Below are 14,199 nucleotides of genomic sequence, written 5' to 3' on the forward strand. Positions count from 1 at the left end.
AGAATCATCTAAAATAGAAAATCCCCTAGATGAAACATACAATAAATCAACTGTATTATCTTGAATCAATCCCCAAGCCAGACTAGAGACTTGCTCATTATTCATTCCTGTTTGTGTTGCATCGTAAAACTCTAAAGATATGTCCTGCATAGTGTTCATTAATGTAGGCATACCTAAGATTAGAAAAGCAGAAATAAAAATATTTACACCTATAGACTTAAAGTTCGGTGGATTCTTTGCAACAACAGTTTTAAATCCTAGATAAACTAGTACTAAAATCATCAAAACAACTACCAAATCATTAATAACTGCTTTAAGAATCCCTTGCATACCTGCATCATCTAAAAAGCTCAATAAGCTTAAAGATTCAGGGATTAAACTTTCTAAAAATGAAACAACAACATAAGCTAGTTTTATAAATGCCCATGCTAGTTGATGCCCTATTATGTTAAGAAAAGAGGAATTCTGTAACCAATCTGAATGACTTTGTAAAAATGCTACAATTTCTTCAGTATCATCACCAAAAATATTATCAAAAATACTGGCTTGTACATTTAATGGACTAAACCATATTAATAAGAATCCACTAATAATAACAGTAGCTGTAAATATCAGCTTCTTTTTTCTTTTATTCATTGCAAACTCCTTTCACTAAAAAAATCAATTTTCCTGTATTTCTATTAACTCCCTAATTTTTGAGATTATAAGTGGATCATTAAGTCTTTCTTCTACTAGCTCCAGTTTTTCTTTAGTAGGTAAGTATTTATTTTCTCGATATATTTGAATAATCTTTTTTATTAAAGATACATTGTTTTCAGATTCTTGTGTATTATGTAATAAAGCAGAAAGTTGTTCTATTTTAAGTTCTATTGTTGAATGAGTTATCACCTCTTTTTTCGATTTATTTTCGACTTCTGTATCTTGTATCCTTGAAATATATTTTTTCTTAGCTTCTGCATCTGTAATAAAGTCTGAAAAGTCCACATCTAAATCTTTTAAGTTTAAATTTGAATGTTCTGATTTAATATCAATATCATTTAGATCTTTAGAAGTATCCAACCAATTCGATAAAAACTGCCAACGATAAGGCATGTTCGTTTCTTTCGTATTAAAAATAGGATATGGACGTATTTTTTTGCGTTCATTATCTTGTCTATGTAACGATCGAATAACTAATGTTTCTCCCTCGATAAGTTGAGAAAGTCTATCAAATGTAATAATTCGTTCTTGATCAGCACTTTTAGTAACTTTATTATCCATATCTAAATGGGATTCATTACTTGACTTTCCAATAATTGTTTTATGCCCTGCTTTTTTAGATAGTTCCTCGATGGTTTCATCATTTGTTGATAAAATATAAATATGATTCTGACAATTTTCTTTAATTGTTTCTGCCCCTTCTCCATATTTTCTTTTTATTTGAGAATAGGATTGAACAACTAAATTAAAAATGATATTTCTCCCTAGGCAAACTGTCATTACTTGATCCATATCGTCTATTGGTGGCATATTTCCGAATTCATCTAGGATAATTTGGACTCGTGTAAAACACTTCTTTCCCTTTGTTTCTGCACAATTTTGAGAAAGTTCTGTGTAGAGCTGCTTAATAAAAATAGATGCTAATGTATGATTAGATGAATCATAGTCTGGAATGATCATAAATAAAGCTGTTGGCTTATCTGAATAATTCATTTGTAATTCTTTCTGTACTATTGGAAAAGTATTTACACGTTGTTTTAATCTTACTTGCCTTTTATATTCTGGGATATGTTCATGTCCTTCTTTCTTTTGATAAATGATGTTTCCTTTTTTATCTATTTCCACTTCAAACTGAATTTCATAAATAATCTTATATTTTATATTTTTGTCTTCATATTTAATTAAAATCAAATCCCCTGTTTGAAGATTTTCACTAAAATTAAGATTATACCTACCGTTTTCTTTTACCTTCACTCTATAAGATCCAATAAGTGTAAATTCGCTATTATTTTTATGAAAGCTTATACGAATTCTTTTATTCATTAACGAATCATCTAGTTGGCCCATTAAGTTTTTTGAAAATCCTATTTGTTTTAAATCTATAGAATTTTTAGATGTCATTTTCGCAAACAGTGGATCAACAAAGGGCTGTAACCCTTGATTTGCTGTAGATAGAATAGATCCTCTTGTTTTTTCACCTGCAAAAGATGTTGAACCATATCGTTTTTTTGCAACATGACCCTGCGGTAAATGAGTAAAGAATTCATCTAATGCATTCTTTTCACTAAAAGGATCATCTGGATCTTCTTTATAATACAATGTACCTAATTCATTTAACATTTCAGCAACATTATACATTGTTATTTTTTCCGAACAATTATTTTTTACGCAATATTCAACTAAAGCTAAAATGATTGCTGTTACAGCATTTTGTGCTCCATCATTAAAAAAAGCATTTTCCCCTGCATTTGGATCGTTATAAAGAGTATAGGTAATAGAATTCGCTCTTTTAGCAGCATCCTGCTCATTTCCTTGCATCCAAGCATCTATAACAGATTGCAATGGATTGTAAGACATTGATTGCAGTGGATCCTGTAAGTTAAGAACATGTACATCATACCCACGTTTTTCTAAAGTATCTTTCGATGCTGCAAAAAGCTCTCCCTTTGGGTCATTTAGTACCATGCTAGATTGAATTTCTGCTCTACTTAAAATATCAATCATAGGAGTGATAATAACTTCACCTTTTCCTGAGCGTGATACCCCTAAAATACAGGAATTTACTGTATCTGTATCGATGTAATATTTATCTTTGTAATGAGATATCGGAATCCCGCCTATACCGTCAAATTTTTTTTCTTTTTCTGGAATAGCAGGATACTGTTCTTTTATTTCTTCAATCGTTGTGAAACGTGAATCTCCCTTTTGGCCATAAATAATCTCTGTTTCAGATTTATAATTTAATTTAGAATAAATAAGCATTCCAAAGAAAGAAATGATACATATTAATACTAAATAAGATTTAAGACTAAATGCAGGAGTAATAATATTTATTAAACGAAAGGACTTACTCAAATCAAGATCAAAGATATCAAATAATGAAGGAGATTCTAATTGTCCTATGCGAACTGCTACGTCTTTATAACCTACAACTAAAAAATTAATCGTTGCTAAAATAAAAACCATTGCTGAAATAGATATCAACAATGGTTTTTTATTTACCTTTCTTTCTTCTTTAGGAAGATCTTCACCTTCAACCTGATAATTGTATGAATGAGACAAATATTCTGCCTTTTTATATTTCTTTAACCTTTTGAACAAATCAATTCACACCTTTTTATTCATTTGAAACAAAGTTTCTAAATTTTAATTTTCTAATAACGTACTAGCTAAATCTTTCTCTCCTTTTTGATAAAATAATAAGGCTAAATCAGATTTTCTATCATTAGATAATTCTTTCTTTTCTTCATCTGACATTTTTTCGTAAATCTCCTTTGCCTTTTTTCCTTCTCTAGATAAAAGAGCTTCATCTAATTTGCCGAAGGTTGTTTCGCTCGTCTTATTAAAAATAATAAGCATTGCCAAATCATCGTTTTGAAAAAGAGCTTCTTCTATCTTTTCTAAGCTCTCAGAGTCTTTGTAAAGAGACATGGCTTTTTCATAATTTTTATTCTTTAAAAGAGAATCAAGATCATCTGCTTGATTCGTTTGTTCAGAGCCTTTAATCTTTAATATTTCTTCTATTGTTTTAATATTTTCTTCTAAATTTCCATATTGTGCTTGTTGTGATGTTTGAGAATTATCATTAAAACTCTTTCCTAAGAACATTCCTGTACCAAACACCATAATAACGATAACTAACGCTGGTAACATAATTTTATTTAAAATATTCTTACTTATATTGGATTCTTTACTTTGATTTTGATTATGATTTATTACATTTCCATAAGAAAGACCTTCTTTTTGTATCATCAGTAAACTATTTAATTTTTCTTCATACTCTGAAAATTTCTTTTGTATTAAATCATCTGTTTCACTTTTATCTTCTTCCTTCTTAACAAATCTTAATTCTAGTTGCCTTCTTTGCAGCTCAATACGTTCTTTTTCAAGCCTAAGTTCTTCTTGCCTTCTTTGTTCTTCCCTTGCCTTATCTTCAATTTCTTGTCGTTCTATAATATCCTGTTTCCAAAAAGGAATGTTTTTTTCTATATTATTCTTTAATAGAATTAACGCTTCCTCTGTTTTAGTCCATACTTCATCCATTATATTATCTAATTGAATTTCTAGGCTACGTATAGACACACGTTTACATTCTGTTAACTGATTAATATATTGATTTTTCAACTCAAACATTTCATCATCTAAAAGCTTTTCTTTTTTACTATCTAATTCTTTTTGCTTATCTTCATAATATAATTCAATCCTAGCAGACTTTTTACTATCTAATTCTTTTGTATAGATTCCTTTATCTAAAGCTTGTTGTTTTTTAAACTCCTCCAAGGCCTTTTCTTGCTCATGTATAAACTTTTCAAGCTTTAAATTATATTCCTGTTCCTGTTGATCTACATACTCATAATAAATACGTTCTGTTTCACTTACCAGGCTTTGATATTCCTCTTCTAATTTTTCTTTTGCTACCCCTTCATAGTCATAATTCATAGCCTGATCATATATACCTGCTAACTGAGTTTGCGTTTGATCTCTTTTATCTTCTATTTCATTAAAAAACAAATCTTTTAATAATATAAATTGCGTATCATCCAATGCATTCAATGCATAGTTTAACTTTATATTATCTAATTCTGTTATTATCTCATTTTCGGTTACAGCATTTAAACCTAAGAACTTAACTAAGTTCTCTTTTTCAAAACGCTTTTTATGTCTTTTAATTGAATTTTCAACCTGTGATAAATTTAAATAACTATCGTACACGGGAAAAGTAATCCTGTCATTCCTTTTTTGAAAAACTTCTTGCTGTTCTAATTCATGATCTCCATAATGTTCTGACAAATCATCAAAACTATCATTAATCTTAATTTCTTCAACTTCTGTAATTATATCTTCCCTGGATTCAGAATCTACAGTATAAAAACTATCTTCTTTTATTTCATTGTCTAAAATTTCGTCCAAAGGTACTTCTCTTTTAAAGAAATCATCTTCTTTATCGTTAATTTCTTTAAAATCATCTATCAAAGATTCTTGAATCTCACTATTCTCCATAGTAGAATACCCTGTATCTTGTATATTGGGTTGATAATTATCAGATAAGGAGGTTTCAACTGTTAAGTCACCAAAATCCTCTTCTATCTCAGATTGAGTTTCTTCCCAATCTTTTTGACTCTCTTTTTTCCTCTTTAAACCTTTGAATAATTTAGGTTTTTTATGATTCTTATTAGGCCCTTTATTACTAATAGCTCCATTACTTAACTCATTCTGATAATCTTTTTGAATTTCAGTAATAATTTTTCGTGCATTTTCATGACCAGAAGCTATAATCTCATTTTCAAAAATTTCTAATAAATTAGGTTCTTTTGAATCATTAATAATGATATTTTCAAAGACATAGTTTAACTCATTATCTAAGTCACTCAAAGTGATAGTTAATTTAGTTCTTCCGTCAACAGCTGCAACATGTTCAAATATCTTTTTTACTAAATCTTTTGCTTCATAAAGCGAATGTCCTTTTTTTGATTTTAATGCTTTAACTAATTTTAATATTTTTTTATCCACGTCACTAAACGTAACTTTAAACATATATGCGACCCCTTTCTATCTCACATAAATAAAAACAAGGAGATTGATTAAGATCTCCTTTTATAATCCAATATTTAGTTTTTATTCTCATTAAAACCCTGATACATCTCGAATTGTCGTTCCTAATGTAGATGCACCAAATATAAGTACAGCACCAATGATAATATACATTAACCATTTTTTAGCTGTACGAGAAGGTCCTTCTCCAAAAACGAACATCAAGCCAGTAATAACAATACAAGCAATAATAACTGTTAATGCAATTCCTTGTACACTGCTAGTAAAGGATGCTATTGCTGTTTTGACGTTTGAAAAGAAATCATTATATACTAAGTTTTGAGTTACCTCTCCAATTAATTTCATATTTCTCATATCCTTCTTTCTTTAATAATATATATTACTTTTTTCACATATTACTTTTTGAAACAATATCGCTTGTAATCCCACTATGTATAACTTCATCCATAATTAAATTCATAGACTCTTCTTCTATAGTTTTTTTTGTCCATTCTTTATCTTCCCCTGCCATAATCTCTAGTTTTCTTTGATTGATTATATCTTTTTCCCATTCTCTATAATCAACGCCCTTCTTTTTAAGAATTTTTTCTACAGTCATTTGTAATTGATTTGATTTTTTTTTAACTGCCATTTTATATAGCCCCTCCTAATATTTCTGTAATTTTAAAGCAAAAAACCGTTGAATTACTGCCTGCATCTCTCCATAATTATTAGTTAATAAATTGATCAAAATTGCTATAATAATAATGGCTCCTATAAGCATTATCATACGGTAAACATTGTTCTCTAGCATAATTTCCTCCCAATTATTAACGAACCTGGGAAACACCAGTACCTTTAAAAGACAGTTTAACGTCAGGTGCTGGAAAGATTTTAATTTCAAAAACTCCTTTTACAGTGTAATCCACTATTTCACCATATTCGACCTTTTGATTTAACTTATCACTTTCTACTGAAAATCTTCCATCATAGTAATTTTCTGAGTATGTATTAATATTTGTTATAGCATTTTCGGTAAGTCCTCCGTTTCTTTCTATTTGATAGTTTACTTGTTGTTTAAAAGGATTTACCCCTCCTACCTCTATAAAGAAGATAGCTGCTGCTAATAGCATTGCCAAAAGCAGAAGACCAATAAACCACTTTACTATTTCCATAATAGTAGCTTCTTGCACTTAGATCACATCCCTCCTAAAACTGTATAGTTGATAAATTAGCTACTAATATAGCAACTGCAAATCCTGCAACAATAACGAAAGATGACATTACAATCTTTGTTGGGAAAAAAACAAATCTTTTTAATTTAAAATTGATAATTTCATCAATTCCATTAATTAGTTCTTCGCTTGCAATTTTGCCTAATTCATTGATTACCGATATGTCAAAAGAACTTTGTTGAAAATCAAAAATTGTAGACATGAAAAGCACTGACATATCTGTTCCACTAGATTTATTTGCATAATCAATAAAGGGCTCAATATCGTTTGGTTTATTAGACATTTCAGTCATTAATGTATACAGTAAGTCCTTATCCTGTTTATTTTCCATACGCTGTAAAATCTTATTAAAGATACTATAAAGAGAAGTTTGTCCCCTTGTTTGTTTTAAGTACGGAATGAGTAATCTTGTGAATTTTGAAAACTGTAAATGCCTTTGAAACTTCCATGTCGCATATTTTGAACTGATATTTCTATATTTCATTTTATAAACAATTAATGGTAAGAATATCGAACCCAAATAAAACCATCTAGATAGTATCAATCCAAACAAAAGGAATATTATTCCTATTGAAATGGATTGAGTTATCCTTTGTCTTTGAAATTGGTCTATTCTTTTTTCAGAATCGCCCATTTCTTTTAGCATAGGATATAAATCTTTTTCAGCAATAGCACGTATAAATTTGCTTTTTTTTGTCGTGCTTTTAACTACTCTCAAACTTCCACCTCCAATATCGATTCATCAAATAAATAGGTGGAAAACTTCTTAAAGAAATGAGCCATTAAGCTTATATAAATCCCACAAGTAACCCATCCTATGGGATGGTGAGCGAAATCATTTACATATATGCTAAATCCAAAGGAGAATGAAATAGCAAGGATAAAGACCACAACTACTCCACAAAGCATTTTCATATCTTTTAAATGTCCTTGTTTTTTAAATTCATACTCATTTTTCTTCTTTTTCATATCATTATGATAAGACTTCACATCTTTAAGGGTATCTATATTCGCCCGACCTTCTAACATAGCAGTTTCAAGTTGTTCTAAATATTGAACGAAGATAATATCATCTTCGTATTTATCTGCCAAACTCTTAAAAGCTAATTGTATTTGATGATTATCAGCACCTTGTAAACGTGCTTGAAGTACTGTTAAGTCTTTTCGTAATTCTCCTTCTGCTCTAGAATTAACTGTAGATAAAGCTCTAATAACGGTTTTACTTTCATCTGTCAACACCTGTGTCATGTTATTTATAAATTTATTTCTTTCCGAAAAAGACTGCATTTCATAATGTTTCTCTATACTTTTAGGTAAAAAAAACTTAAAACCATAGATTGATCCTGCTACTATCATAATCAAAGAAAACCACCAGTAATAAAGCAAAATAAAAGAAAAACCACCGAATATAAGAGAGGGCATTCCTACATAATATAAATAATCTCTTGCTTTTAATGGTTTTCCATATGCGACTTTATAGGCATTTAATTCATCAACATTTATTATATTTTTCTTTCTTGTGTTTAAGGATTTTACACCCTTACTAGACACAACCTTCAATCTATATCCCCCCCTTTATACGTGTAGTGATCTTTAATTACTTTAAAGATTTTGTAAATTCTTTTCCACTTGGTAATGTTATACACGCTCCTGATTCAAGGAATCTATCTTTATATTCATCAGATAAATCACCTACTTTATAATAAAAGGTTCCATCTATAAATCTTTGTTCAAAAACTGTATTATCTTTTTTCTCATTAAATTCCACAACCTCGGATAGATATCTAATAACCTTACCTTCATAGTTTATTCTTTTAATTTGAACACCAAAATCAAAATTACGTCTAATATCTTCTTGTAAAGAATCTTCGGATACAGAATATCCGATTTTAGCCATATTTATAAGTCTTTTAGGTATTGCACGAGCATTTATTGAATGAACAGTAGTAATAATCTTATGGCCTGATAATACAGCTTGAATCATTTCGTACGCTTCCTCTCCACGGGTTTCAGAGATCATTATCCATCTAGGGTTATTTCTTAGTGCAGCTGCAATTAAATTTGTATAAGTAACCCCGCCACTTGTTACCCAACTTATAATATCTTTTTCTGGAAACATTTCTTTTATATGAGACTCTTGAACATCTTCTATCATCGTAATTTTCTGTTCAAAGGGAATAAATGAAATTAATAACTTTTGTAATTCTGTTTTTCCAGTACCAGTCTCTCCCCCAATTACTATATTTGATTTTGCTTGAACGACAGCCTTGAAAAAATCATACATAAAACCAGGGGCAAACGTATTAAAAGTTTTTTCATTTAAAACTAATTTTGGTCTAGATATACGAAGACTCATTGTTGTTCCGTAAGGGCTAATAGATTTATTTACAGCATTAACTCTTATATTTTCAAATACAGCGTCTAAAATCGGTTGTTTTGGAGTAAAATCCTTACCTACGGCATTAGCGAACTTTTGAATAATTCTCACAATGTAATCATCCGTAATTTCAATATCCCCTGTGTATTTCTTCTTAATATCATTACTTTCGATAATTAGATCTGTTCCATTGTAACCAATATCAGTAACTGTTTCATCTTTAATTATTTCTTCAATTACACCAGTTCCTACTGTTTCTTGGACAATATACTCTACTATTTCTTCATTTCCTTTTACTGCGTAACCGTGATCTTTTGCAACATAATACTTTAATTCTTGCCTTGCCTTTGGATCTAAAAGCCCTTTTACAATTAATTCAGCATGAGATTGTATTAATGAATCTTGGATACTTTCTAAAACCTTTGAATCAATAAGTCCTTTTTGGGGCAATATATTTTTTTTCTTTAACACCATTCAATTTGTCTCCTTTTTCTTTCTATAAATTTGATATATCTACAATAGCAGTTGCCTGGTAATCTACATCATTATTTCTTACAATGACTCTTATAGCTTTTGTAGAACCATTTTCATTATCTAGATATTCAAATTTATAATTGACATCATTACTAAGATTTACGTTGCTATTTTTTTTAATTCTATCTTTAAGATATTCTTCAAAACTTTCTTTATTTATAAAGAATTCACCTTCGTTTAATCGTGAACTATTATCAGCATTAGCAATAGCACTTACTCTAACTGTTTCTGTAAGAGTTAGATTAAGTGAATCCTGCTTATAATTTGCTTGATAATATACCCCAGTAAATACAATTAGGGTAACACCTAAAATCATTAATCCAACAAGACGTGGATAATCCTTAAGCATTTTAAACTCCTCTCTTGGTAATAGAATTAATCTTTATTATCCTAATGCGGTAGGAATCATATTTTTAAAGAATGTTATAACTAATTGAAATACTTGTGGAAAGGCCACTTTTGCTAACCCTATAATCAAAGCTCCAATAATAACAGCACCTATCATCCACCATGACCTATCAGTATTTTGATCTAACATTTTTTAATCACTCCTTTTATATTCTTTTACATCTAACTCAAATCATTTTCAAAGTTACTTTTTAAAGCAATTTTAAGGGCATTTAATGCTTTAAGATGTATCTCTTTATACCTTTTATTTTCACGCTCAATTCTCCGTTCTAAGGCATTTACCTGTGCTTTAATTTTGTTTTTATCTTTTAAAACTTCATTCTTTATCAATTTTTCACACCATCCTTTGATACTAAAAATATAAAAAAGCGAGAAATCACACCTATTCTCACTTTTTTATAAAATGTATATCTCTTTTATCCTAATGTAGTAGGAATCATATTCTTAAAGAATGTTATGACTAACTGAAACACTTCTGGAAAAGCTATTTTTGCTAATCCTATAATTAACGCTCCAATAATAACAGCACCTATCATCCACCATGACCTATCAGTATTTTGATCTAACATTTTATCCTCCTTTTTTTACTATTCGCTTTACGCTTTAATAAACAAATTAACAATTTTAGGTTTTTTTATTACAATACTACCTGTAGATTCTATTGAACCTAAAAGCATACTTGCTGTAGGAATTACAGTCTGTAAAATTTCCTGTATTTTTCCTTCAATTGCATTTATTAATAAGCTAAAACTAAATGAATCCATATTAAACTTTGGTACTTTTAAACTAAATTTAGTACCATCTAGTAAGGACTGAAAAATAGATAGAAAATTTAATTCTAAAAAATATCCCAATCCTTTAATGACAAGCGAAACTCCGACTAAATAAAGCGACATCATTAATAGTGATCTTCTCGCCCTATCATAGGATAGGATGATCATTTTCGCTACCGCCTTTCATTTAAATTAGGTAAACAACTTTTATTACTCTCCTTTCTTTTATTGTTTATTTATAAAGAAAAAAGAGTAAAAGAAAATTGTATTCCTTTTACTCTTTTTTCCTTATTATCTTATTTTTTTAACCACTCCACATCTTCATTAGTCCACCCATTAGGTAGCCCATTTGGGAATGGATTTTGTGGATCAACTGGTGTAATTAGTATTTCATCTTCTTTGATCGTTCCTGATCCAATATGTCCATACATGTATGCATAAACATTTATATTATTTTTAATGTCGAATGTTACTTCATGTACTCCTATAGATTCATTGGATTTTAGTTTATAATCATAATCTCCTAAATCGGCCCATATAGGAATATAAAATTTTCTTCCACCATCTAATATCTCATAGTTTATTCTGTTATCATTATTTGAGACTTGCTGATCAGTAAATAAATTTCCTGTATTTTTCTCTATATTTACATGTGGAAGTTTAAATTCTTTTGAAATAGATTTTCCGTCAGAGCTAGGTGTTTGTTGTGTTATATCCATAGGTATTATTGCCATACCATCAGTAGATGAGTATTGGAGATATGAATCTACTAAATTATCGTCTACTAAAAGATTAGCATTAATTTCTGATATTTTCTTTAGATCATTTGAATAGACTGTAGATAACTTTACTTCAAATCCATATCCTGTTTTTTGTTTAGATACATTTGATACACCAAGTAATAATGTTTCTTTGTATTCTACTACATCTTTATCTATTTCTTTTTCTGTCATAATAACTCCAGTATAATGTATGGATCCATCTTCTAAATTAGATAATACTTTTTCTGATGATGTATGCCCATATGTTTCAATATTTGGAGTTTCTGAAATCAATTCATAATTTTTAGTACCGTTATTATCTATGATTAGATCGATACTATATTGTGCTTTTTCATCTTTAGATAGATAATTTGTTGGTAGCTTTAGTTGAAGTTTATCACCTAAATCATTAATGTTAAATATTTTTGAATATACTTGTTTAGTTTTGTTTTTATCTGTTATTACCACCTTAACTTTTCCACCATCAAAATCTTCTAATTTAGAACCCGTTACTAATTCCTTTTTTAAATATATGTTTGTAGGCAATCCATCTAAAGGGTTTAATGTCACCTTATCTGTATATATTTGGATTTTATTAATACCAACTGTCATTTTAGGAACTGTATAATAGAAATCTAAAGTTACATTTTTTCCATTGATTGTTCCCCTTTGAGCACTTGTATTGATTGGCTTATAATTATAATTTCCTCGCTTTAAGTCTGTACTTGGAGAAATATCATAACTATCACCATCAAATACTACATGTGTTTCTGATTTAATCATTTTGTTTGTATCATTATCAATATGATTAATAGTAATTGTTCTTTTGGATATTTGTGTTACAACTTCATTAGTAGAATATGTTTTGTTATTGGCTATTAAAGTTGCTTTATTTTTAATGTTATATTCTGATTGATTGCCAATATTTTGTTCTAATTTACTTCTATCAACACTACTTTCAATTACAATATGATAACGCTCTCCATAAAAACTTTCTAAATTTAGAGTCGCTGCTGATGCTGATATCATTACTTTATTACCAGATATTGAAGTGTTAAATAAATTCGTTACATTTTCATTTACTTGATTTAATATAGATACTTTTGGATTAGTTAGCACTGGATCTAGTGTATCTTCAATCAAATAGTTGCTATAGTAAAATCTAGGATCTTCTTGTGGGACTTCATGAATAACAGTATGTTTTAACTTTTGATTTATATTGAAGTTGTTAGTATGACTAACTTCTTTAGTTGGAGCTGGGGTAACTGTTTGTCCAGGTTTATCTATAACATAGAAGAAATATTCACCCATAGCTGAATTATCATAGTTTCCCTTAAGATTGTTCCATCGACTTGGGGATATCCATCTAAATCTCAATGACGATTCATTACTGTATAAAAATGTAAAAGCCTGTTCATGTATATATTGATTATCTGAATAATCAGTTCCAGTAACAACCCCACCCGAACTCACAGTGGATTTTCCATCGTAAACTTCATAAGCCCCACTAACATTTTTATAACTTAAACGGTTGTTTCTATCGTGAATGATGAATCGATCGACCTTACTAACTGTAGAAGATGGAAAATGAACCCCTTGTGCTAAATCAATATCTGAAAAGGTATAATACCCTGATACATTGACAGGGGTATTGGTACCAGAACGGACATACTCCCATGTAAAATCGCACCATAAATAACCTTGTGTTGAAATTGCAATATTTTTTTCTTCAAAAGAAATATGTTGTGGTTTACTACTACCAACAGTACGTGGTGCCCAATCATTTACTGTGATTTTTAAATCTAATGATTGTCCATTGTAATTACCCACATTTGTATATCTGACCCCAATATTACCCTTCCATGAATTATTTGTAGAAACATCAAGTGCTCTAAACATGCGGTTATTATGCGAATTACCTCCATTTTGATTCCAACTAATTCTTCTCCAACCAGTCCCGCCAAAAGGTTGTATCTCCGTATTACTATTAACACGTGGCACAAACGTATACTCAGGCCCAATTGTTACCCCACCATCACTTACAACACTTAGCTTCGGCAAATTCAAAATATTTGCTTCAACTTTTCCACTTATAAGGAACAAAACAACCAGGCATAAACAAAATATATTCTTCTTTTTAAAACTAACCAAACCTATTTTACCTCCTATCTTTTGTGCTTTTGTTATACCTTTTTATAAAATTTTTTCACGCCTTAATAAAACAATCTTTTTTCTCATATTTATAGTCTCTCTTATTGTATAATCCTTCATTTTTTGTCTAATATTTTTTCGTGATCTAATTTCATATGACTTCTGAAATCTAAGCCTTTGAAATAATTGATCAAAATCAAACGAACACACAACTTCTCACCTCTTTTAGA

At 29.4% G+C, this 14,199-nt stretch carries 16 protein-coding genes; all 16 read right to left on the reverse strand.

What is annotated here, in order from left to right; genetic code table 11:
* The coding region (locus DES36_RS12245; RefSeq protein WP_207657465.1) for a DUF8208 domain-containing protein at window positions 1-636 on the reverse strand (636 nt) is incomplete at its 3' end.
* Between the two features lie 24 nt (window positions 637-660).
* The gene (locus tag DES36_RS12250) at window positions 661-3,300 is read right to left on the reverse strand and encodes a VirD4-like conjugal transfer protein, CD1115 family (protein ID WP_113921499.1); all 2,640 of its coding nucleotides are present in this window, start codon (window positions 3,298-3,300) and stop codon (window positions 661-663) included.
* A 45-nt stretch (window positions 3,301-3,345) separates the two neighbouring features.
* Window positions 3,346-5,733, reverse strand: a complete 2,388-nt coding sequence (locus DES36_RS12255; RefSeq protein WP_113921500.1) for a coiled-coil domain-containing protein — start codon at window positions 5,731-5,733, stop codon at window positions 3,346-3,348.
* 90 nt (window positions 5,734-5,823) lie between these two features.
* Window positions 5,824-6,096 (reverse strand): TrbC/VirB2 family protein, encoded by a 273-nt coding sequence (locus DES36_RS12260; RefSeq protein WP_207657466.1) that lies wholly within the window; start codon window positions 6,094-6,096, stop codon window positions 5,824-5,826.
* A gap of 43 nt (window positions 6,097-6,139) precedes the next feature.
* Window positions 6,140-6,382 (reverse strand): DUF5415 family protein, encoded by a 243-nt coding sequence (locus DES36_RS12265; protein ID WP_113921502.1) that lies wholly within the window; start codon window positions 6,380-6,382, stop codon window positions 6,140-6,142.
* A gap of 15 nt (window positions 6,383-6,397) precedes the next feature.
* Window positions 6,398-6,544, reverse strand: coding sequence for a hypothetical protein (locus DES36_RS14895; protein WP_170128290.1), 147 nt, complete (start codon window positions 6,542-6,544; stop codon window positions 6,398-6,400).
* Between the two features lie 16 nt (window positions 6,545-6,560).
* Window positions 6,561-6,923: a hypothetical protein gene (locus DES36_RS12270; protein ID WP_113921503.1), complete on the reverse strand. Its 363-nt coding sequence runs from the start codon at window positions 6,921-6,923 to the stop codon at window positions 6,561-6,563.
* A 16-nt stretch (window positions 6,924-6,939) separates the two neighbouring features.
* Window positions 6,940-7,683: a hypothetical protein gene (locus tag DES36_RS12275; protein WP_113921504.1), complete on the reverse strand. Its 744-nt coding sequence runs from the start codon at window positions 7,681-7,683 to the stop codon at window positions 6,940-6,942.
* Complete coding sequence (locus DES36_RS12280) at window positions 7,680-8,525, reverse strand: hypothetical protein (protein ID WP_207657467.1); 846 nt, start codon at window positions 8,523-8,525, stop codon at window positions 7,680-7,682. The genes DES36_RS12275 and DES36_RS12280 overlap by 4 nt, the downstream gene beginning before the upstream one ends.
* 37 nt (window positions 8,526-8,562) lie before the next feature.
* On the reverse strand, window positions 8,563-9,816 hold the full coding sequence (locus tag DES36_RS12285) for a CpaF/VirB11 family protein (RefSeq protein ID WP_113921505.1): 1,254 nt from the start codon (window positions 9,814-9,816) through the stop codon (window positions 8,563-8,565).
* Window positions 9,817-9,838: 22 nt separating this feature from the next.
* Window positions 9,839-10,225, reverse strand: coding sequence for a hypothetical protein (locus tag DES36_RS12290; RefSeq protein WP_113921506.1), 387 nt, complete (start codon window positions 10,223-10,225; stop codon window positions 9,839-9,841).
* Window positions 10,226-10,261: 36 nt separating this feature from the next.
* A complete protein-coding gene (locus DES36_RS14900) occupies window positions 10,262-10,414 on the reverse strand; it encodes a hypothetical protein (protein ID WP_170128291.1) in 153 nt (50 codons plus the stop codon).
* Between the two features lie 32 nt (window positions 10,415-10,446).
* Window positions 10,447-10,614, reverse strand: a complete 168-nt coding sequence (locus tag DES36_RS14905; RefSeq protein ID WP_170128292.1) for a hypothetical protein — start codon at window positions 10,612-10,614, stop codon at window positions 10,447-10,449.
* Window positions 10,615-10,700: 86 nt separating this feature from the next.
* Complete coding sequence (locus tag DES36_RS14910) at window positions 10,701-10,853, reverse strand: hypothetical protein (protein WP_170128293.1); 153 nt, start codon at window positions 10,851-10,853, stop codon at window positions 10,701-10,703.
* A 27-nt stretch (window positions 10,854-10,880) separates the two neighbouring features.
* Window positions 10,881-11,225, reverse strand: a complete 345-nt coding sequence (locus DES36_RS12295; protein ID WP_113921507.1) for a hypothetical protein — start codon at window positions 11,223-11,225, stop codon at window positions 10,881-10,883.
* A gap of 128 nt (window positions 11,226-11,353) precedes the next feature.
* A complete protein-coding gene (locus tag DES36_RS12300) occupies window positions 11,354-13,969 on the reverse strand; it encodes an isopeptide-forming domain-containing fimbrial protein (protein WP_113921508.1) in 2,616 nt (871 codons plus the stop codon).
* Between the last annotated feature and the right edge of the window lie 230 nt (window positions 13,970-14,199).

The organism is Alkalibaculum bacchi (assembly GCF_003317055.1).
GTDB lineage: Bacteria > Bacillota > Clostridia > Eubacteriales > Alkalibacteraceae > Alkalibaculum > Alkalibaculum bacchi.